Annotated in this window: 14 protein-coding genes and 4 pseudogenes; 11 read left to right on the forward strand and 7 right to left on the reverse strand. The window is 59.6% G+C overall.

The features are described 5' to 3' along the window. Together WFJ47_RS15505 and WFJ47_RS15510 are read right to left on the reverse strand one after the other, a co-directional pair. Window positions 1–416, reverse strand: a pseudogene (locus tag WFJ47_RS15505) (haloacid dehalogenase); the annotation flags it as partial. A 37-nt stretch (window positions 417–453) separates the two neighbouring features. Then, window positions 454–570, reverse strand: a pseudogene (locus WFJ47_RS15510) (IS3 family transposase); the annotation flags it as partial. 295 nt (window positions 571–865) lie between these two features. Between WFJ47_RS15510 and WFJ47_RS15515 the strand changes: the two are divergent. Continuing rightward, window positions 866–2143, forward strand: a complete 1278-nt coding sequence (locus tag WFJ47_RS15515; RefSeq protein WP_061491049.1) for a hypothetical protein — start codon at window positions 866–868, stop codon at window positions 2141–2143. A 92-nt stretch (window positions 2144–2235) separates the two neighbouring features. On the opposite strand, the gene WFJ47_RS15520 is transcribed toward WFJ47_RS15515, so the two are convergent. Continuing rightward, window positions 2236–4506 (reverse strand): heavy metal translocating P-type ATPase, encoded by a 2271-nt coding sequence (locus tag WFJ47_RS15520; protein ID WP_408868671.1) that lies wholly within the window; start codon window positions 4504–4506, stop codon window positions 2236–2238. 196 nt (window positions 4507–4702) lie between these two features. On the opposite strand from WFJ47_RS15520, the gene WFJ47_RS15525 reads away from it, so the two are divergent. The 10 genes and pseudogenes from WFJ47_RS15525 to WFJ47_RS15570 form a co-directional block, all read left to right on the forward strand. Further along, complete coding sequence (locus tag WFJ47_RS15525; protein WP_007284529.1) at window positions 4703–4975, forward strand: metal-sensitive transcriptional regulator; 273 nt, start codon at window positions 4703–4705, stop codon at window positions 4973–4975. Between the two features lie 486 nt (window positions 4976–5461). After that, complete coding sequence (locus WFJ47_RS15530; protein WP_042056440.1) at window positions 5462–7294, forward strand: copper resistance system multicopper oxidase; 1833 nt, start codon at window positions 5462–5464, stop codon at window positions 7292–7294. Further along, window positions 7291–8097: a copper resistance protein B gene (locus WFJ47_RS15535; RefSeq protein ID WP_023979778.1), complete on the forward strand. Its 807-nt coding sequence runs from the start codon at window positions 7291–7293 to the stop codon at window positions 8095–8097. Before WFJ47_RS15530 ends, WFJ47_RS15535 begins: the two co-directional genes overlap by 4 nt. An 80-nt stretch (window positions 8098–8177) precedes the next feature. After that, window positions 8178–8570 (forward strand): hypothetical protein, encoded by a 393-nt coding sequence (locus WFJ47_RS15540; protein ID WP_336764212.1) that lies wholly within the window; start codon window positions 8178–8180, stop codon window positions 8568–8570. Between the two features lie 65 nt (window positions 8571–8635). Next, window positions 8636–9199, forward strand: coding sequence for a cytochrome c (locus tag WFJ47_RS15545; protein WP_023979779.1), 564 nt, complete (start codon window positions 8636–8638; stop codon window positions 9197–9199). 134 nt (window positions 9200–9333) lie between these two features. Beyond that, a complete protein-coding gene (locus WFJ47_RS15550) occupies window positions 9334–11478 on the forward strand; it encodes a 2Fe-2S iron-sulfur cluster-binding protein (protein WP_336764214.1) in 2145 nt (714 codons plus the stop codon). Then, a complete protein-coding gene (locus tag WFJ47_RS15555) occupies window positions 11479–12207 on the forward strand; it encodes a hypothetical protein (RefSeq protein WP_007284537.1) in 729 nt (242 codons plus the stop codon). After that, window positions 12204–12965 (forward strand): hypothetical protein, encoded by a 762-nt coding sequence (locus WFJ47_RS15560; RefSeq protein WP_007284538.1) that lies wholly within the window; start codon window positions 12204–12206, stop codon window positions 12963–12965. The genes WFJ47_RS15555 and WFJ47_RS15560 overlap by 4 nt, the downstream gene beginning before the upstream one ends. A 263-nt stretch (window positions 12966–13228) precedes the next feature. Next, the gene (locus WFJ47_RS15565; RefSeq protein ID WP_007284539.1) at window positions 13229–14341 is read left to right on the forward strand and encodes a Fic family protein; all 1113 of its coding nucleotides are present in this window, start codon (window positions 13229–13231) and stop codon (window positions 14339–14341) included. Between the two features lie 23 nt (window positions 14342–14364). Then, window positions 14365–14820 (forward strand): annotated as a pseudogene (locus WFJ47_RS15570) (ATP-binding protein); the annotation flags it as partial. 83 nt (window positions 14821–14903) lie between these two features. Here the strand turns inward: WFJ47_RS15570 and WFJ47_RS15575 are convergent. The 4 genes and pseudogenes from WFJ47_RS15575 to WFJ47_RS15590 form a co-directional block, all read right to left on the reverse strand. Further along, entirely contained in the window at window positions 14904–15830 is a 927-nt protein-coding gene (locus WFJ47_RS15575; protein WP_336764221.1) for a helix-turn-helix domain-containing protein, read from the reverse strand. Next, the gene (locus tag WFJ47_RS15580) at window positions 15827–16231 is read right to left on the reverse strand and encodes a transposase (RefSeq protein WP_336764242.1); all 405 of its coding nucleotides are present in this window, start codon (window positions 16229–16231) and stop codon (window positions 15827–15829) included. Before WFJ47_RS15580 ends, WFJ47_RS15575 begins: the two co-directional genes overlap by 4 nt. 87 nt (window positions 16232–16318) lie before the next feature. Further along, window positions 16319–16768 (reverse strand): annotated as a pseudogene (locus WFJ47_RS15585) (hypothetical protein); the annotation flags it as partial. 96 nt (window positions 16769–16864) lie between these two features. Beyond that, on the reverse strand, window positions 16865–17917 hold the full coding sequence (locus WFJ47_RS15590; protein WP_102848393.1) for an IS110 family transposase: 1053 nt from the start codon (window positions 17915–17917) through the stop codon (window positions 16865–16867). Between the last annotated feature and the right edge of the window lie 15 nt (window positions 17918–17932).

Consider the following 17932-nt stretch of genomic DNA (forward strand, 5'->3'; position numbering starts at 1 on the left):
GCCTGGTTTCCGACGACGACGGCATGGCCGTCGACATTGCCGGTCACGCCAAGGCCGGTCTGAGACGCGAAATCCGCGACCGACGCGGCCTGTATGCCCTTCGCTTCCATCGCGACGACCAGCGCGTGGGCGAGGGGATGTACGGACCGTGTTTCCAGCGACGCCGCCAGGCGCAGGACGGTCTCGGCGCCCCATTTGCCTGCTGTCTCGGTGGCGATCAACCGGGGCTTGCCCTCGGTGACGGTGCCGGTCTTGTCGATCACCAGCGTGTCGACTGCATCCAGCGCTTGCAAGGCTTCGGCATTGCGGACCAGCACGTCGGCACGTGCGCCACGTCCGGTGCCGACCATGATCGACATTGGCGTCGCCAGCCCCAGCGCGCAGGGGCAGGCGATGATCAGGACGGCGATGGCACTTTGGACTTGTAACGGTTTTGTGCCGGTCAGGAAGTGCTTATGCCACTCTTGCTTCAAAAGCGAGTGGGTTGATACCGCCCAGATATGAATGGCGTCGACGTGGATTGTAGAAACCATTGATATACTGGAAGATGGCGGTGGTAGCCTGACGGCGTGGCCCTCAGGATAAGTCGTGTCCAAAATGGCGCGCTCGAGAACCCGACGGAGAGCACGCGCCCCCCCGCAACCACTTACAGTTTCTGAAACCCCGCTAAGTCGCTGACTCAGCGGGGTTTTGCTATGCGTAAACTGAGGCCATCTTCTAGAGAATTTTTTAATTCCAGATGTTTAGGGGAAATAAGTTCAAAGCGGGGGTATCATACCGCGCAACCTCTTGCGATTATCCGCATTGACGTGAGCCGCTGTTACAATCAGGCTTAGAAACGAATGTAATTTTAGTTTCTGGATTGATGACCGACCTGATTCTAGACCTTATCCTTCGCTGGCGGGACGATCCGGCAGGGACCTATCAGAGCTGGTTTCTGTGGGACGAACGTATCAAGAATTTTCGGTCTATCCGCCGTGGTCTGCAGCAGGTCGTTGCCGAGATAGCCGAGAGCACATTCGGGGTTGCCTATCGTGGTTCCTCTCTGGAAACGGTCGTCCATTCGATTGCGGAGCAGCGCCAGATTTTCAAGGGTGCGGATCACGCCTTCCTGTGGAAGCCGAAGCTGCGCATTCCCGATATCTACGAAAATCCTGCCAACCAGAAAGCATTCGGGCTGCTTCTTGATACCTGTCTGTGCTGCAATACCGAAGAGCATGTGGTCTCGGCCATTCATGCGATTGATGCCCGCAAGATAAAGGGACTGGGACCAGCCGTCGCCAATCTGCTGTATTTCCTGCACCCCACAATCATGCCGCCTTTCAATACGGCGATCGTGAAGGGCTATAATGCCCTGACCGGATCAAAGGTGAAGCTGGGGCGTTGGGAGGAATATCTTGCCATGCGGCAGGGCATCCTGAAGCTGAATGCGACTTATCGTTCGCTGCTGTCCAATGATCTGGGCGCCATTGGAGGACTGCTGTTTGACGTCGGAAGCGGACGCTATACGGCGCCGCCTCTCAATGATGATGAAACAGCGCGAAAACTCTGGGAAGCCGATCTTCACCAGGTGAGGGAGCAGAGCGCAAAAGAAGCCCGGATACTCGCCGCAGAGCGGGAAACGGATCACACCCATACCGAAATTCAGGGTTGGCTTCGCGATCTGGGGCTTTCCCTAGGGTATGATGTCTGGATTGCTGCCAATGATCGTGGCCGTCCATGGCAGGACGGTAAATTGGGAGATGGCTGTCTGTCGATGTTGCCGGGGTTCACGACGGAAACGCAGGGAGCGGAATCCGTGCGCCTGATCGATGTTCTGTGGCTCGGTCGGGAAAGCCACAGGATTGTGGCAGCCTTCGAGGTTGAGCATTCAACGACCATCTATTCCGGCATCGTGCGGATGCTGGATCTTGCTCTCGGGTCAGAGGCGCAGGCCCTGGAGGGACTGTTCCTCGTTGCGCCGGATAAGCGGGAAGCCGATGTGCGGGAACAACTGCGGCGACCGGCTTTCAGCAGGATTGCTGACCTGAAAGTCCGGTATCTGCCTTACGGGGCGCTTGAGAAGGATCGTAAGGCCATTGAGCGCTTTGGGCAGGGTATGAAACCCATTCAAGCTATATCCCATCTGCTGATCCCTGCGTGAAAATCTATGCTCTTGTAATGAACGGGTCATCGCTTCGTGTGGGTTCCTGTCGCGGATAGGCATGCCTTCCGAACGAAATAGGCAATCTGCTTTTATCGAAGTCTCAGGCCATTGAGCCGCAGTGCGTTTGTCACGACGGCCAGGGATGACAGGGCCATCGCGCCTCCCGCGAACATGGGCGACAGCGTAAGGCCAAAGACGGGATACAGTACGCCTGCGGCAAGTGGGATGCCGATCCCATTGAACAGGAAAGAAAATGCCAGATTCTGCCGGATGTTGCGCATCGTCGCCTGTGCCAGGCGGCGGGCGCGTACCAGTCCGGCGAGGCTGCCTTGTGCCAGTGTCATCCCGGCGCTTTCGATGGCGACATCGGTGCCTGTGCCCATGGCGATTCCGATATCGGCGGTGGCCAGGGCCGGCGCGTCGTTGACGCCGTCGCCCGCCATGGCGACACGGGCTCCCTTCTGTTGCATGTCACGAATGATCGCGGCCTTATCCTCGGGTTTGAGGTCGGCATGTACCTCGTCGATTCCCGCCTGCCGGGCCACGACTTCCGCAGTCCGGGCATTGTCACCCGTCAGCATCACGATCCGCATGCCGGCTGCGTGCAGTGCCGCGATGGTCTCCTTCGCGTCGGTCTTCAGCGGATCGGCCACGACCAGCAACCCAGCGGCCTGTCCGTCGATGCCGACGAACATGACGCCCGCGCCCTCCGCCCGGTGGGTGTCCGCGACAGGGATCAATGCCGACGCATCGATGCCCTGCTGCCGCATCTGGGCCTGGTTTCCGACGACGACGGCATGCCCGTCCACGGTGCCGGTCACGCCCAGGCCGGTCTGAGACGCGAAATCCCCGACCGGCGCGGCCTGAAGGCCCTGCGCCGTCATCGCGGCGACCAGTGCCTGGGCCAGCGGATGCTCAGATTGTGTTTCCAGTGATGCCGCCAGCCGCAGGACGACGTTGGAATCCCATGCACCTGATGTTTCGGTCGCGATCAGCCGGGGCTTGCCTTCGGTTACGGTGCCGGTCTTGTCGATCACCAGCGTATCGACCGTATCCAGCGCCTGCAGGGCTTCGGCGTTGCGAACCAGCACGCCGGCCCGCGCCCCGCGCCCCATGCCCACCATGATCGACATCGGAGTGGCCAGGCCCAGCGCGCACGGGCAGGCGATCACCAGGACCGCAATGGCGTTCAGCAGTGCGTGTCCGAAGCGCGGTTGCGGACCGACCAGAAGCCAGACGACGAAGGTCAGAAGGGACACAAGCACGACCAGCGGCACGAACCAGCCGGAGACCCGGTCCGCCACCGCCTGGATCGGTGCGCGCGTACGCTGGGCAGCCGCCACCATGCTGACGATCCGGGCCAGCATCGTGTCCGAGCCAACGGCCTCGGCTGTCATCAGCAGGCTGCCGGTGCCGTTGATGGTTCCACCCGTCACCTTGTCACCCGGTCCCTTGGCGACAGGTGCTGGCTCTCCTGTCAGCATGGCTTCGTCCACGCTGGAGCGCCCGTCCATGACGGTGCCGTCCACCGGGATGCTTTCCCCCGGCCGGATGCGGAGCCGATTGCCGGGCACGATCTGGGCCAGCGGTACGTCGTCCTCCCGATCCAGCGCGCCGACCCGGTGTGCGATTTTCGGTGCGAGATCCAGCAGCGCGCGAATGGCGCGACTGGTACGGGCGCGGGCGCGCAGTTCCAGGACTTGCCCGGCCAACACCAGGGCCACGATAACACCGGCGGCTTCGTAATAGACCGGGACCGACCCGTCATGCATGCGGAAGGCAGCAGGGAACAGGCCAGGGGCCACTGTCGCGGCGATGCTATAGAGAAAGCCTGCGCCGACGCCCAGCATAATCAACGTAAACATGTTCAGATGCCGGGTGCGGAGCGACATCCAGCCGCGTTCGAGGAACGGCCAGCCGGCCCACAGCACGATTGGCGCCGTGAGCGCCAACTGAATCCAGTTCGTCAGGCCGCCATCGAGAAATGCCAGCCCTCCCATATCCGCCGCCATGGCGATGATAACGAGCGGGACCGCCAATATGCTCGCCCCCCACAGGCGCTTGCTGAAATCCACGAGTTCCGGGTTAGGCGTGTCGGCGTCGGATGGCTCCTCCGGTTCCAGCGCCATGCCGCAGATGGGGCAGGAGCCGGGGTGATCCTGTCGGATCTGAGGGTGCATCGGGCAGGTCCAGATCACCCCGACCCGTTTGGGCTGAGACTTGATGGGCGTCGTGTCCGCCTTGTGCAGGTAATGACAGGGGTCGGCTTCGAACTTTGTCTGACAGTGCGCGCTGCAGAAATACCAGGTCTGGCCATCATGGTCGGCATGATGCGTCGCCGTCGCGGGGTCGACTGTCATGCCACACACGGGATCCTTGACCGGGCGCGTCTTAACTCCGGTCGCTGCCGGGGTGGGACCCTCTCCATGGAGATGGGACGCGCAAGCTGCTGTATTGTCGTTCGTCATGAGGTCCCCTTGTTTGTGGCCGCCACGCGGCGCCAGACATGCCATAATCGCTTGCGCTCCATGGTATGCCCCTGTAGGGTATAGTGCAATGAGGCAGTCACGGGTAAAGATTTCGCAGGGCCTGAAACGGGTCGAAGGTCAGGTGCGTGGCATCCAGAAAATGGTGGACGAAGACCGCTATTGCGTGGATGTTCTGCTTCAGCTTCGGGCCGCCAAGGCGGCGTTGCATCGGCTCGAGGGGCTTGTTCTGCGCGAACATATCGCGGGCTGCGTCGTGGAGGCGATCGAATCCGGCGATCCGGTGGAACGTCAGGAAAAGATCGGGGAACTGATCGAAACGGTCAGCAAGATGACGGGGTAGATGTGCAAGAAATCGGCGCGACACGGTTGGGACGGTTGCTGGCCTGCCTGCTTCTGCAGGTGGGACTGATGCTGGCGTCCGTCATGCCGGGTCATGCCGCCACGTTGTCTTCTACAGTTGCTTTGGTTACCCAACCGATGGTTGACATGCCAGGGATGCAGATGCCATCCCATACGGATGCGACGACCGCACATTGCAATCATGAACCGTGCCACGACCATCATCCATGTCATCATTGCGGCGATTGCTGCGCCCAGGGTGCCTGCGTCGCCAATTGGCTGATGCCGCCCTCCGTGACCAGGGCGTTTGATTACTCAGGTGTTACGGCACCTTTCGGCCTGTCTCGTTCGGATCGCATCGTCGGTCATGGGTTCGCGCCGGCCCTGCCACCGCCCAGAGAGATGGCCTGATTCTGTTCTGACAGTCTCAGGGCTGGTCATGGACCTATGACCGGCTCCGCCTTCTCTCTTTTGCGGACTATTATTCATGTCAATACGATCCCTTGCGGGACGGAGCGCGATCACGCGCCGCCGTTTCGTCGTCGGGACGGGCCTGTGGGGAGCGGCGCTGGCCCTCCCGCAGGGCAGCGCGAGCGCCTACGCTTCGGTCTATACACCGGCGTCGGGGCGGCCCGACCCGCTGCCTGGTACCCGTTTCGACCTTACGATCGGTTCTGTACCGATCAATATCACCGGTGCGCGCATGCACGCGGTGGGTGTGAACGGCTCCACGCCCGCGCCGATCCTGCGCTGGCGTCAGGATGACACGGTCGAACTGAACGTCACCAACCGGTTGGATGAGCCCAGTTCGATCCACTGGCACGGCCTCCGGGTGCCGGCCCACATGGATGGCGTGCCCGGTCTGAGCTTTGGCGGGATCGCGCCGGGTGACACGTTCACCTATCGCTTCCCGCTGCATCAGAGCGGCACTTACTGGTATCACAGCCATTCCGGCTTCCAGGAGCAGACGGGCCTGTATGGGGCTCTGATCATCGACCCGAGAGACGGTTACGCGCAGCATTTCGACCGCGATTATGTGATGGTATTGTCCGACTGGACCGACGTCGATCCCGAGGACATCGTCTCAAATCTCAAATTCCAGAGCGATTACTACAATTTCCGCCAGCGTACGGTGGGCACGTTCTTCCGTGACGCGCATCGGCAAGGGCTGGGTGCGACGATCCGGGATCGCCTGCAATGGGGTGCCATGAACATGGCACCGACCGACATTCTGGATGTGTCGGGCATCATCTACACCTACCTGATCAACGGCCAGTCTCCCGGGGCAAACTGGACTGGCCTGTTCCGACCGGGCGAGCGCATACGCCTGCGCTTCATCAATGCGTCGGCGATGACGCTGTTCGACGTGCGGGTTCCCGGCCTGACGATGACCGTCGTTCAGGCCGACGGCAATGACGTGGAGCCCATCCCTGTCGATGAATTCCGCATCGGACCTGCAGAAACCTACGATGTGATTGTCGAGCCCACCGCCGATGGACCGTACACGGTCTTTGCGCAGGCCGAGGATCGCACCGGATACGCGCGCGGCACACTCGCCACCCGTCCGGGCCTTGCCGGGCCGGTTCCCCCCATGGACCCGCGCCCGCTGCGCACCATGACCGACATGGGCATGGGGAATATGGACATGAAGGGCGGCATGGCAGGCATGGAGATGGGGAGTCCGCCGGGGAAGCCCGGTGATGCCCCTGCCAGCGGCGGCATGGACATGGATCACATGGATATGAAGCAGGCCAACAGGCCCGGAGCCGCCGCGATGGATATGCCAGGCACGGCGGCTGCGCCGCGGCATAAAACAGAGCTGAAGCCCGGCGTCGCGGTGCAGAGTGTCGCCATGATGCCGATCAACCGGCTGGCGGAGCCGGGCGACGGGCTGGAGAATAATGGTCGCCGCGTTCTGACCTATGCCGATCTGCGGGCCACGATCCCGGGCGCGGACCCACGCCCGCCGTCGCGCGAGATCACCCTGCACCTGACCGGCAGCATGGAACGCTTCATCTGGGGATTTGACGGCAAGAAGTTCTCGGAAGCGGAACCGATTCGTCTGACTTTGGGCGAGCGGGTGCGCTTCGTCCTGATCAACGACACGATGATGGAGCACCCAATCCATCTGCATGGATTGTGGAGCGAACTGGAAAATGGGCAGGGTGACTGCCGACCCTACAAGCACACGATTACCGTCAAGCCGGGTGAGCGGCTGAGTTACCTGGTCACGGCGGACGAACCCGGGCTGTGGGCGTATCACTGCCACCTGCTCTACCACATGGAGGTGGGCATGTTCCGCACGGTGGTGGTGTCGTGATCCGGGGTCTGATAGGTGGCACGGTCCTTGCCGCTGGACTGGCTACCGCGGTACCTGGCACGGGACGCGCCCAGTCAGTCCCGGCACGCCAGAGCGAAGGAACCCAGGAAGCGCAGACCGCCTCGGCTCCCGCGCCCGTGGTCTATGTCAACGGCATCCAGCCGGTCATGGACCATAACATCTATGTGCATGCGCTGCTCGACCAGTTCGAGGCGCGCTTTGGTGCCGATGGCGGGCAGTTCCGTTACGATGGGCAGGCTTGGTTCGGCACCGACTACGACAAGCTCTGGCTGAAATCCGAAGGCACGGTCGGCACAAACGGCAAGTTCGGTGATGGAGATCATGAGGCCCTCTATGATCGTGCCATCTCCCGGTATTTCGATGTCCAGACTGGCGTGCGTCTCGATATTGACAACGGCCCCACACGGGCCTGGGGCGCGATCGGGGTCGAGGGACTGGCGCTATATTTCTTCAATGTGGAGGCCACGGCCTATTTCAGTGACCGAGGCGCTGCGGGGCGTCTGCAAGGTTCCTACGACATTCTGCTGACCAATCGCCTGATCCTCCAACCCCAGGTAGAGATGAACTTCTATTCCGCGTCCGATCGTGCGCGCGGGGTCGGAACCGGGCTGTCCGATATCGATACGGGATTGCGGCTTCGCTACGAATGGCATCGGAAATTCGCGCCTTATATCGGCGTGAGTTACTCCGGCACGTTCGGTCAGGCCGCCGACATGGCGCGTTCAAGGAATGAGCGTGTCCATGACCTGAATTTCACCTTCGGGATCAGGACGTGGTTCTGACTATTCCTGCCCGATGTGAAATCGTCGCGGGGCGCATTGTGCGCCTTCGCATCCGATAACCAATGATGAGGAAAAGACCAATGCTGACCATTAATTTCAGATCATCGGCCCTTCTGGTAGCACTCCTGGCCACGGTCTCAGTTGCGCATGCCCAGACACCGGTTCCGGCACCAGCCCAGCCGCAGGGCCAGGATATGTCCGGAATGCAGGGTATGTCAGGCATGTCAGGAATGGACCACGACAAGATGAAAATGGACGGCATGTCCGGTTCCGGCATGGAGGGCATGGAGAAGGGCATGAAAATGAAAGGAAAGATGGGAGGCTGTATGAAGATGAAGGGCATGGATATGTCGAACGGCCACGCCATGGCGCCGTCAGATCACAAGATGAAGATGGGCTGCGGTGACAAGGAAAGCGGCATGAAGATGCCGATGGGGCCGCAGAGCATGCCCGACGCGGTTCATCAGCGCTGATCGGTTCCTGATGGAGCGGGGCGGCGTCATAAGCGTCGCCCCTGGACATGCCCAGGGAGGCACGCATGAAAAGATTAGCCTGGAGTCTCGCCGGCATTCTGCTGGTCGGGATCGGCGCGGGAACGGCCGTCGTTTTCGGTGGTCTGTATGATGTAGGCGCCACCTCGCCGCATTGGCGGCTGACCTATCGTGTTCTGGAAACGGCACGCTTCCATTCAATCCGGCATCACGCCGAGGGCATTACCACACCTGTCGATCTTGAGACGCAGGCACGGCTCGTCGGCGGTGCATCGCATTTTTCGACGCATTGCGCCTCCTGTCATTCCGCGCCGGGCGTCGAGGCCGAGGATATGGCGGAGGGGATGTATCCGAAGCCGCCGGTTTTGAATGATGTGGCGCAACGCTATACGCAAGGCGAACTGTTCTGGATCCTCAAGCATGGCATCAAGATGTCGGGCATGCCGTCCTGGGCGGATCATGGTGATGATGATCTCTGGAACATTGTCGCGTTTCTCAAAAAGCTTCCGGGAATGAACAGTTCCGACTACCAGGCGCTGGTCGCCCAGGCAGGAGCAGCTGGCGGACATCATATGCATCACGACATGGATATGCCGATGCCCCGACAATAGATGCCGCTGGGATAATTGATCGAGATCAAGGAAAATATGCCATACCCCTGTAGGGTAATAACCCGTGCCCTGACGACATCCGGAAAGCGGGCCGGTATGGGCTTTGCCGAGGATGATGGCGTGTTGGAGAAACCATGAGGCGTGTCTTTTTGAGCGTGAGTGTCGTGATCATGACGCTGCTCGTCAGCATGTCCGAGGGATTCGCTCAGGCACCGGGTGAGTCTCCCGCCGTTCCGGCCATGTCCAGCGGCACTATGACGGGGCCTACGACAGGCAGCCCGCCACCTTCGCTGGCGCTGCGGCGGGATCAGCCGGAAGACGATGGGCCGATGGCAGCGCCCCGGGATGCCGGTCATGGCGCCGAGTCGTCCGGCGGAATGGAGACGACCACCGCTCGACCCGACTCAAGTATGTCCGACATGGACGGCATGATGTCGATGGGTGGTGACGAGCATGCAAGCCATCACCCTGGCATGGGCGCGGCGGGGAACCCCGGTGCGCCACCATCCGGGCCGGCGGTGCAGGGCGATATGATGAGCCGCATGCTGCCTCAGGCTGGGCAGGCATTGAGTGCGGTTCCCGGAGCAGACAAGGCCGACGCGGGTTGTTGCGGAGCGCGCGGTCGCACGCCGCTTTATACTTTCATGATGACGCATCCGAAGCTGACCGACGCCGAACGTCAGATGCTGGCCGATATTGCGGCACAGAGGCTTCAAGACGGTCTTCGCGAAGTCGGCACCGCATCGGTCGATGCCACTCAGTCCCTGTCGTGGGAGACGATGCGTCGGTCCAGCCAACATCTCCATGACGGTGTTGCGTTGCTCGATAGCGGAATGGCCGCGCGCGCGGCCGCGACCGGCCTCGTTAATCCTCAAATGGTGGCTTTCAACTGGTTCACGGCACAGATGGGTCTGCCGACAATCGCGGCGAGCCAGCAAAACGGCCTATTTTTCGGACTGACGCCGGCTCACCTGGTGTTCATGACGATCCTGATCCTGGTATCGATCGCTCTGCTGATCTTGCAGGTCCTGCGGTTGCATCGTGTGCAGGAGATTCTCACGACCACCACGGCATTCGCACCGAAACCAACGGTTCCGCCCACGCCACCATCGTCGACCGGCGGCGGTCCAACACCTCCTGTTCCCCCGCCTCCCCCTGTACCGGGACCAGGCGGTGGAACGGCCACTCCGATCGTCGACGTACCGCGACACGGCCTCTGGCGTGGCAGCCTGAAAGTGGCCCGGATCATTCGGGAGACGCCGGCGATCGTGACGTTCTATCTGGTTCCGGCCGATGGGGGGCGGATTCCCTTTGACTTCAAACCCGGCCAGTTCGTGCAACTCACCATCGAGCCGACGTCTGGCAAGCCCGCGAGCCGGTCCTATACGATCGCATCGTCGCCGGGGCAGGTCGAACATCTCGAACTAACGATCAAACGCGAGGAACACGGGCTGGTCTCGCGCTACCTGCATGACACGGTCAAGGAGGGTGATCTTTTAAAGATCGCGGGTCCATCGGGTATGTTTACCTTTACGGGTGAAGAGGCAGACTCGATCGTCCTGCTGTCCGGCGGCGTAGGCATCACACCGATGATGGCGGTCCTGAGATACCTGACCGATATCGTCTGGCCGGGCGAGATCTACTTCGTCTATTCCGCTCATGCCAGCATCGACTATGTGTTTCGCCAGGAAATCGAGTGGCTGGAACGTCGCAATGACAAACTGCACGTTATTGCCACCATGCGGCGGTCGCCGGGGACAGAGTGGTCGGGGCCGGAAGGGCGCATCACGAAGGAACTGCTTCAGCAATCGGTGCCAGATCTCACAAACCGACGTATCCATGTCTGCGGCCCACCCGGGATGATGGCAAGCATGAGAGCGTTATTGACGGATCTCGGTGTGCCGGAAGCCAATGTTCATAGCGAGGCATTCGGACCGGCTGCGATGAAGCCGGCACCAGCGGCCGTTGCTGCAACGCCGACACGCGGATCCTCGTCGCCAGCAACCACCCCTGCGGCGACGACCATTACTTTCTCCACATCGGGGAAATCGGCCCCGTTGCAACTGGATGAATCGGTTCTCGACGCGGCGGACGCGGCCGGCGTCACTATTCCATCCTCCTGTCGGTCCGGGATCTGCGGCATGTGCATGACACACCTGCTGCAAGGCCAGGTGACAATGGCGGTTGAGGATGGGCTCGATCCGGCCGACAAGGCCAAGGGCTTCATCCTGGCCTGCCAGGCGAAGACGACCGGTGGCCCGCTTGTGGTGGAGGCATAAATGCAGGAACGCAGCGCAATTGTCGTTGGTGCTCTGGTTGTCCTGCTGGTCTTGTTTCCGCTGGGATTTCTGGTGCATGTCGCACCGCGCTTTCCCGGAAGCTTGGCCGGCAGTCTGATTGGCATTTCCGCCGCCATCCTGATGCTGGTGCCGCTGATCTATGTGGCGGGAAAGCGGATTCCTGTCGTGCATCGTTATTTTGCACCTCGGATTGAGAGCCGCACTCTGCTGTCGGTGCATATCTATGCCGGCGTTCTGGCTCCTATTCTCGGCCTGATCCACGCGGCCCACAAATTCGACAGCCCGATGGGGATTTCCCTCACCGGCATCATGCTCGTCCTCGTCATCAGCGGCTATGTCGGACGTTACATGTTGATTCAGATCGGCCGTGGACTGCGTGGCCGCGCCCAGGAGTTGGCACAACTTCGCGCCGCACTTGCCGGTGCCGGGATGGCGCATCTGATGTCCGAGACGTCGGATGCGCCCCGCAACATCGTTCAGCGTCTTCTTTTGACATCGGCCTATCCGGGTACGCGGGGTGCATTGGATAGCGAAGCCACCATCGCCTCCGCGCTGGCAGATGTCGAGTACGCTGTCAGATCGGAGAACGTCGTGAATTCATTGTTCGGGCGATGGCGTAAGGTCCACATTGTTCTTGCGACGATCCTCTATTTTCTGCTGGTTCTTCATATCTGGTCGGGCGTGTATTACGGGTTGAGGTGGATATGAAGCCCGTCGTCCTGCTCTATACGATTTTTGCGGCCGCGGCCTTAATCGTTGGTGTGGCGGTGCCGCTTACCATGCATCATTCCGGCAGTAACGCCATTCCAGGCTGGGAAGGACTGGTGAGTCCGGGACCGGTCTCGAAGGCGCATCAGTTTATAGCGAGCCAGTGCGAGACCTGTCACAAGCCCTTTTCAGGTGTTGTGAGTAATAACTGCGTGACATGTCATTCTCTGGCGTCGTTCGCCGATAAGCAATCTACCCGGTTTCATGTTGCGGCGACGCAATGCACCTCCTGTCATGTGGAGCACGGCGAAAGGCCACACATGACCATGATGGATCACGGGGCGCTGACAAGGACGGAGTTTTGGTCAGACACTGTCGCAAAACTGCAGGCAGTGGGGATCGTCGGGGCATCATCTATGCCGGTCGGGCATCTTCCGGTTGGTAACTCCGCCCAGCGTCTGAATTGCGCAAGCTGTCACTCCAACGTCGATCCTCATCGCGCACGCTTTGGCCCTGACTGCGCGACCTGCCACGCTACAAATACGTGGTTGATCTCATCATTTGAGCATCCCGCCGATCAGACATCGACGGATTGCAACGAATGTCACAAGGCGCCGCCCAGCCATTACATGATGCATTTTAAAATGATTTCGCAGCACGTGGCACATCAGGATGCGCCAGTGGAGCATTGCTATGCGTGTCATACCACCGATGCGTGGAACAATATTCGAGGATACGGGTGGTATAAGCACCATTAATCTTGACTGAGTCACGAAAACTTACCCTACGTGTTTAGCACTACTTTGGCAGAAAATTCGGAATATGGATTCCCAACGGATGCGATCGGTGATTCACGGAAGACCAGTTGTAGTGACATGGGGGCTTGACTCATTGATGACTTCTCTTCCGAGTTTCGAACAGATGGGTGGAAGAACTCACTTATTTTCCGCATATCATGCGGATATAGCCTTGCGGTTTGCGGTGATTAAGCGCCATATTCTCCGCAAGGAGTGCAGGGAATATGGCGCGATACATTCATCAGCATGAAGACTGGCCCGGCTTTCAGTGGGACAAGGATACCATTGCCCATGAACTAGCCGCGGTGCGTCATCGGCAGGGACGCCTCCTAGGCCGTATGGAAAGTCTCGGCTTCGATTTCAGGTCGGAAGCCGTGCTCCAGACCCTGACGGAAGATGTCATCAAGTCGAGCGAGATTGAGGGCGAAAACCTCGATCGTGAGCAGGTGCGCTCTTCCATCGCCCAGCGACTGGGCATGGATATTGGCGCACTGGCACCGGTGGATCGGGATGTCGAAGGCGTCGTGGAGATGATGCTGGATGCGACCCGACATTATGCCGATCCGCTGACCGAAGAAAGACTGTTCGCCTGGCATGCGGCTTTGTTTCCAACCGGCCGAAACGGCATGTCACGTATTCTGGTCGGAGGATGGCGTGATGACAGAACCGGCCCGATGCAGGTCGTGTCAGGCCCTGTCGGACGAGAGAAGGTTCATTATGAGGCGCCAGCAGCCAGCAGGGTGCCCGCGGAGATGCAGGTCTTCCTCAACTGGTGCAATGCCGGACAAGCGCTGGATCCTGTGCTGAAGGCAGCCATCGCACATCTGTGGTTTGTTACCATTCACCCGTTTGAAGACGGAAACGGGCGCATGGCGCGGGCTATCGGCGACCTCATGCTGGCGCGCTCGGAGCAGACGGACCAGCGTTTCTACAGCCTGTCAGCCCAGATCCGTCAGGAGCGGAAGGATTACTATGGGATCCTTGAGGCCACTCAAAAAGGGGATATGGACATCACGGCCTGGCTGCTCTGGTTTCTGGGGGCTCTGGATCGGGCCTTTGATCGTGCTGATCTGGTCTTGGGAAAAGTCATCCAGAAAGCCCGTTTCTGGGACAATCTGGCCGGGCAATCGATCAATGACCGGCAACGCCTCATGCTGAACCGTCTGCTGGACGGGTTCGAGGGCAAGCTGACCTCTTCCAAATGGGCGAAGCTTGCAAAGACGTCACCGGATACAGCCCTGCGTGATATCAATGATCTCGTATCGCGCGATATTCTGGCCAGGGAGGCAGCAGGAGGCAGAAGCACGAGCTACGTACTGGTTTTCCCTGAGGTGTAGAGCATCGACCCGGGGTAACTGGAGGTGTCCCGGGAACCGGGAAAACCCACCTGGCGACCGCCCGGGCCATCCAGGCGATTACCCATCACCGCAAGAAGGCGCGCTTCTGGTCAACGGTCGACCTGGTCAATGCTCTTGAACAGGAGAAGACTGCCAATCGGGCCGGGCAGATTGCCGACAGGCTGCTCCGCCTGGATCTCGTGATCCTTGATGAACTCGGTTATCTCCCCTTCAGCGCGTCTGGGGGCGCCCTGCTGTTCCATCTGCTCAGCCGCCTCTATGAGCGCACCAGTGTCATCATCACAACCAATCTGAGCTTCAGTGAATGGGGAGACGTCTTTGGTGACCCGAAGATGACGACGGCGCTCCTCGATCGGCTGACCCATCACTGTCATATCCTCGAGACAGGAAATGACAGCTACAGGTTCCGCGCCAGCACCGCCGCGTCAAAAAACAGGAAGGATAAATCCTCTTCTTGACCGCCCGCCCGACTATGCCTGAAATAGCATCTGGCTGGGTCAAATCTGGGTTCTTCCGCACTTTTCGTGATGATGTTTTTTGATTATGCGGGCTGAAGGACACGCGCCCTGAGGAGTTCGAAGCCTGCTCTTCCGAACATGGTTCGCTTGATCATTTTCAGTCGGCTGATCTGTCCTTCAACCGGGCTGGTTGTCCAAGGTGTGACAAGAGACGCTTCAATGGCAGCCGCATCCCGTTCAAGCGCGGGAATCAGACGTGACAGCAGCGTCGTCTTTCCTTCTTCCAGCAGAGCCTTCAGATCGCCTCCCGTGCAGGTGTCACCCCTTTTACAGAGGAGGGTCTGCATTTTCCTGAGCCAGCAGAGTGTGACGGCAAGGTGCGGTTCAGCTTCCAGAAGGGCAGGAACCAGCAGTCCCTCCTGTCCGGCAGATAACGGATCCTCTGCGAGGAGAAGCCGCGCAAGTCTGCGTCCCCGAGGTGGAGCGACATGCGCGGAAGAAACGGGTTTCGCGGAACATCCCTGTCGCGTTACCACCCATTTCCAGACGGTGCCATATTGTCCTGCAAAGCCCTGCTCCAGGAGTTCCCGCCATAGCTGACGACTATTGCGACATCCTTCGGACCATCTCTTTTCCAGGTGGGCTGCGTAAGGCACGAGTATGCTGCGTGGCGGAACCGTCCTTTTCCATGGTGGTGCATGGCCCCGCTGAAACCAGCGCCGCACGGTTTTTCTCTCTACCCCGATCGTTGTGGCGATAGCCTGAATGCTGTGTCCCGCTGCTTTCAGGGCAAGAGCTTCCTTGAAAAGAATATCACGTCGTTCCCCAGAGGCTGACCTGACGACCGCCTGCGCCTCTTCTGGATGCGCTCTGATTGTTTCAGATATTTTGCTTACTGCCGTTGATACGTTCAGCTGTCGTGTCAGGGTCCTCACTGTTGTCGTAAAACGGTCCAGAATGCTGACAAAAGCGTCTGACAGGTTCTTCAGCAGATGCCAGCGGTCTGTCACCTGAAGAGCGGATGGTGCGCCTCTGCGGCATCGTCTCTGGCAATGATTTCAATACCGGGATGGACCTGCAGCCATCGGGCAAGGGTATCAGCGTCCCGATCTGGCAGGAGGTCAATGACATCATTTTTCTCAAGATCAACCACAATCGTTCCATAGTGATGTCCCCGCCGCCATGCCCAGTCATCCACCCCCACCACACGTGTACGGGCCATGCCTTTTGTGGTGTTCTGCGCACGTGAGAGAAGACGGCGGACAAGAGTATCGGCGCTGATGGGGCAACACAGGCGCACGGTCATTCGTGCTCCAGCGGAACCGCCCAGGGTATGGGCGATATAATAATGAAGATCGGCAAGACGTGTGGTCTGTCTGCCATGACGCACGGTTATCCCCTCAAGGGGCATGACAAACGTCCGACGTGGACAAAGCATCGTCTGGCAGAAAAAGCGCGGCACAGAAACGATCAGCGTGGCTGGACGGCCCTGCCATGGAAGATCCGCGAGTTTTCTCTGATAGAAACTGTGAATGCGTCGTGTCGGGCACTGACAGTCCGGACACACTGCACTCCGCTTTCGCAGACCGACTTCGATCTCCACTCTGTTATCCAGTGCAACAACACGACGAACGACGAGGGAACGGGGAAGATCAAGAGACCGAAGGCGTGACACTGGGGAATATCCATGAAAGTGAACGACTTTCTGGATTTCCCAGTTCCGGAACCTCAGTACAAGATACCCATCACGAAAAGTGCGGAAGAACCCATATGTGGACGGCTCTGTCTTGCAAGGGGGAAAATAGCGGTGTGACCGTGTCGTTTGCACCCATATGTCCGGCCTGTTTTTGCAGTGTTCGGACTGCTGGCCAAGATGGTTTCTGCGATGGAAGTTCCATTCAGTTCTGCGGTTTTTGAAAACCACGGGTTCTTGCGGAGTGTCTTCCATTCAGATCGAACGATCTCCCCATCTCCTCTTTGCAGGACTGCGGTATCGGCTCACACGATCACGTTCTTTTTCCGTGCATCGTGTTGGCCAATCTCGTCAGCAGGCGGCTGCCGCTGCCAGCGCAACAGCATCCACCGGTTTGCGATATGTTTCGCCGCTGGTCATCAGCTTCCATGCAATGCGTGCCATCCTGTTGGCCAGAGCCACAGCAGCGAGTTTCGGCTTCTTTCTGCTCAGAAGACTGAGAAGCCACGGCGTGGCGAGACGGCTCTGTCCGTTCTGCCTGACATGCCGGAGCACGGTGGTCGCGCCAACCACCAGCGTGCTTCTCAGGCGGCTGTCTCCAGCTCTGGTGATCCCGCCATGCCTGACCTTGCCGCCTGAGGAATGATCACGAGGAGTGAGGCCTATCCACGCCGCGAAATCCCGCCCTGAGCGGAACAGATGCGGATCCGGCGCCTTCATGAGCAGAAGAGCAGCAGCCAGAGGGCCGATGCCCGGAATTCCGGACAGCCTGCGGCTCACCTCCTGACTTCGATGCCATGTGGCCAGTTTTTTATCGAGCTCCCTGATCTGTTCCATCAGAACTTCATACTCTTCTGCCATCTGCGCAAACAGATCACGTGCGAGAGGTGGCAGCGTTTCTTCAGACGCAATCTTCTGAAGGAATGGGGCCACACGGGAGAGACCCGCAGGGGCGGTCACTCCGAATTCTGCGGCATAGCCCCGAATGGAATTGGCCAGCTGAGTCCGCCTGCCAATGAGCCGCTCCCGCATGCCGACAAGCATGAGGGCTGCCTGCTGCTCAACGGTTTTGACAGGTACAAAACGCATGGTCGGCCGGCTCATCGCCTCACAGAGGGCCTCGGCATCTGCCGCATCATTCTTGCTGCGTCTGACGTAAGGTTTGACAAGCTGTGGCGCCATCAGCCGCACTTCGTGGCCGAGTGCACCAAGGGTTCTGGCCCAGTGATGGGAGGCTCCACAGGCTTCAATGCCAATTACTGTGGGCGCAAGGTTCGTGAAAAACCGGATCATCTGATGTCGGCTCAGTTTCCGGCTCAGAACAACGCGCTCATCGGCATCCACGCCATGAAGCTGGAACACTTTTTTCGACGTATCCATGCCAATACGGATCAACTGGGACATGATGGTTTCCTCCAC

The sequence above is a fragment of the Asaia sp. VD9 genome (assembly GCF_037150015.1).
GTDB lineage: Bacteria > Pseudomonadota > Alphaproteobacteria > Acetobacterales > Acetobacteraceae > Asaia.

What these genes read in the sequence shown, in the direction of transcription:
- WFJ47_RS15560 (WP_007284538.1), top strand. Translation starts at nt 12,204, where the DNA reads ATGAAGCCCGTCGTCCTGCTCTATACGATTTTTGCGGCCGCGGCCTTA.
- WFJ47_RS15520 (WP_408868671.1), bottom strand. Translation starts at nt 4,506, where the DNA reads ATGACAGTCGACCCCGCGACGGCGACGCATCATGCCGACCATGATGGC.
- WFJ47_RS15545 (WP_023979779.1), top strand. Translation starts at nt 8,636, where the DNA reads ATGAAAAGATTAGCCTGGAGTCTCGCCGGCATTCTGCTGGTCGGGATC.
- WFJ47_RS15590 (WP_102848393.1), bottom strand. Translation starts at nt 17,917, where the DNA reads ATGTCCCAGTTGATCCGTATTGGCATGGATACGTCGAAAAAAGTGTTC.
- WFJ47_RS15565 (WP_007284539.1), top strand. Translation starts at nt 13,229, where the DNA reads ATGGCGCGATACATTCATCAGCATGAAGACTGGCCCGGCTTTCAGTGG.
- WFJ47_RS15525 (WP_007284529.1), top strand. Translation starts at nt 4,703, where the DNA reads ATGAGGCAGTCACGGGTAAAGATTTCGCAGGGCCTGAAACGGGTCGAA.
- WFJ47_RS15515 (WP_061491049.1), top strand. Translation starts at nt 866, where the DNA reads ATGACCGACCTGATTCTAGACCTTATCCTTCGCTGGCGGGACGATCCG.
- WFJ47_RS15550 (WP_336764214.1), top strand. Translation starts at nt 9,334, where the DNA reads ATGAGGCGTGTCTTTTTGAGCGTGAGTGTCGTGATCATGACGCTGCTC.
- WFJ47_RS15540 (WP_336764212.1), top strand. Translation starts at nt 8,178, where the DNA reads ATGCTGACCATTAATTTCAGATCATCGGCCCTTCTGGTAGCACTCCTG.
- WFJ47_RS15555 (WP_007284537.1), top strand. Translation starts at nt 11,479, where the DNA reads ATGCAGGAACGCAGCGCAATTGTCGTTGGTGCTCTGGTTGTCCTGCTG.
- WFJ47_RS15580 (WP_336764242.1), bottom strand. Translation starts at nt 16,231, where the DNA reads ATGCCCCTTGAGGGGATAACCGTGCGTCATGGCAGACAGACCACACGT.
- WFJ47_RS15530 (WP_042056440.1), top strand. Translation starts at nt 5,462, where the DNA reads ATGTCAATACGATCCCTTGCGGGACGGAGCGCGATCACGCGCCGCCGT.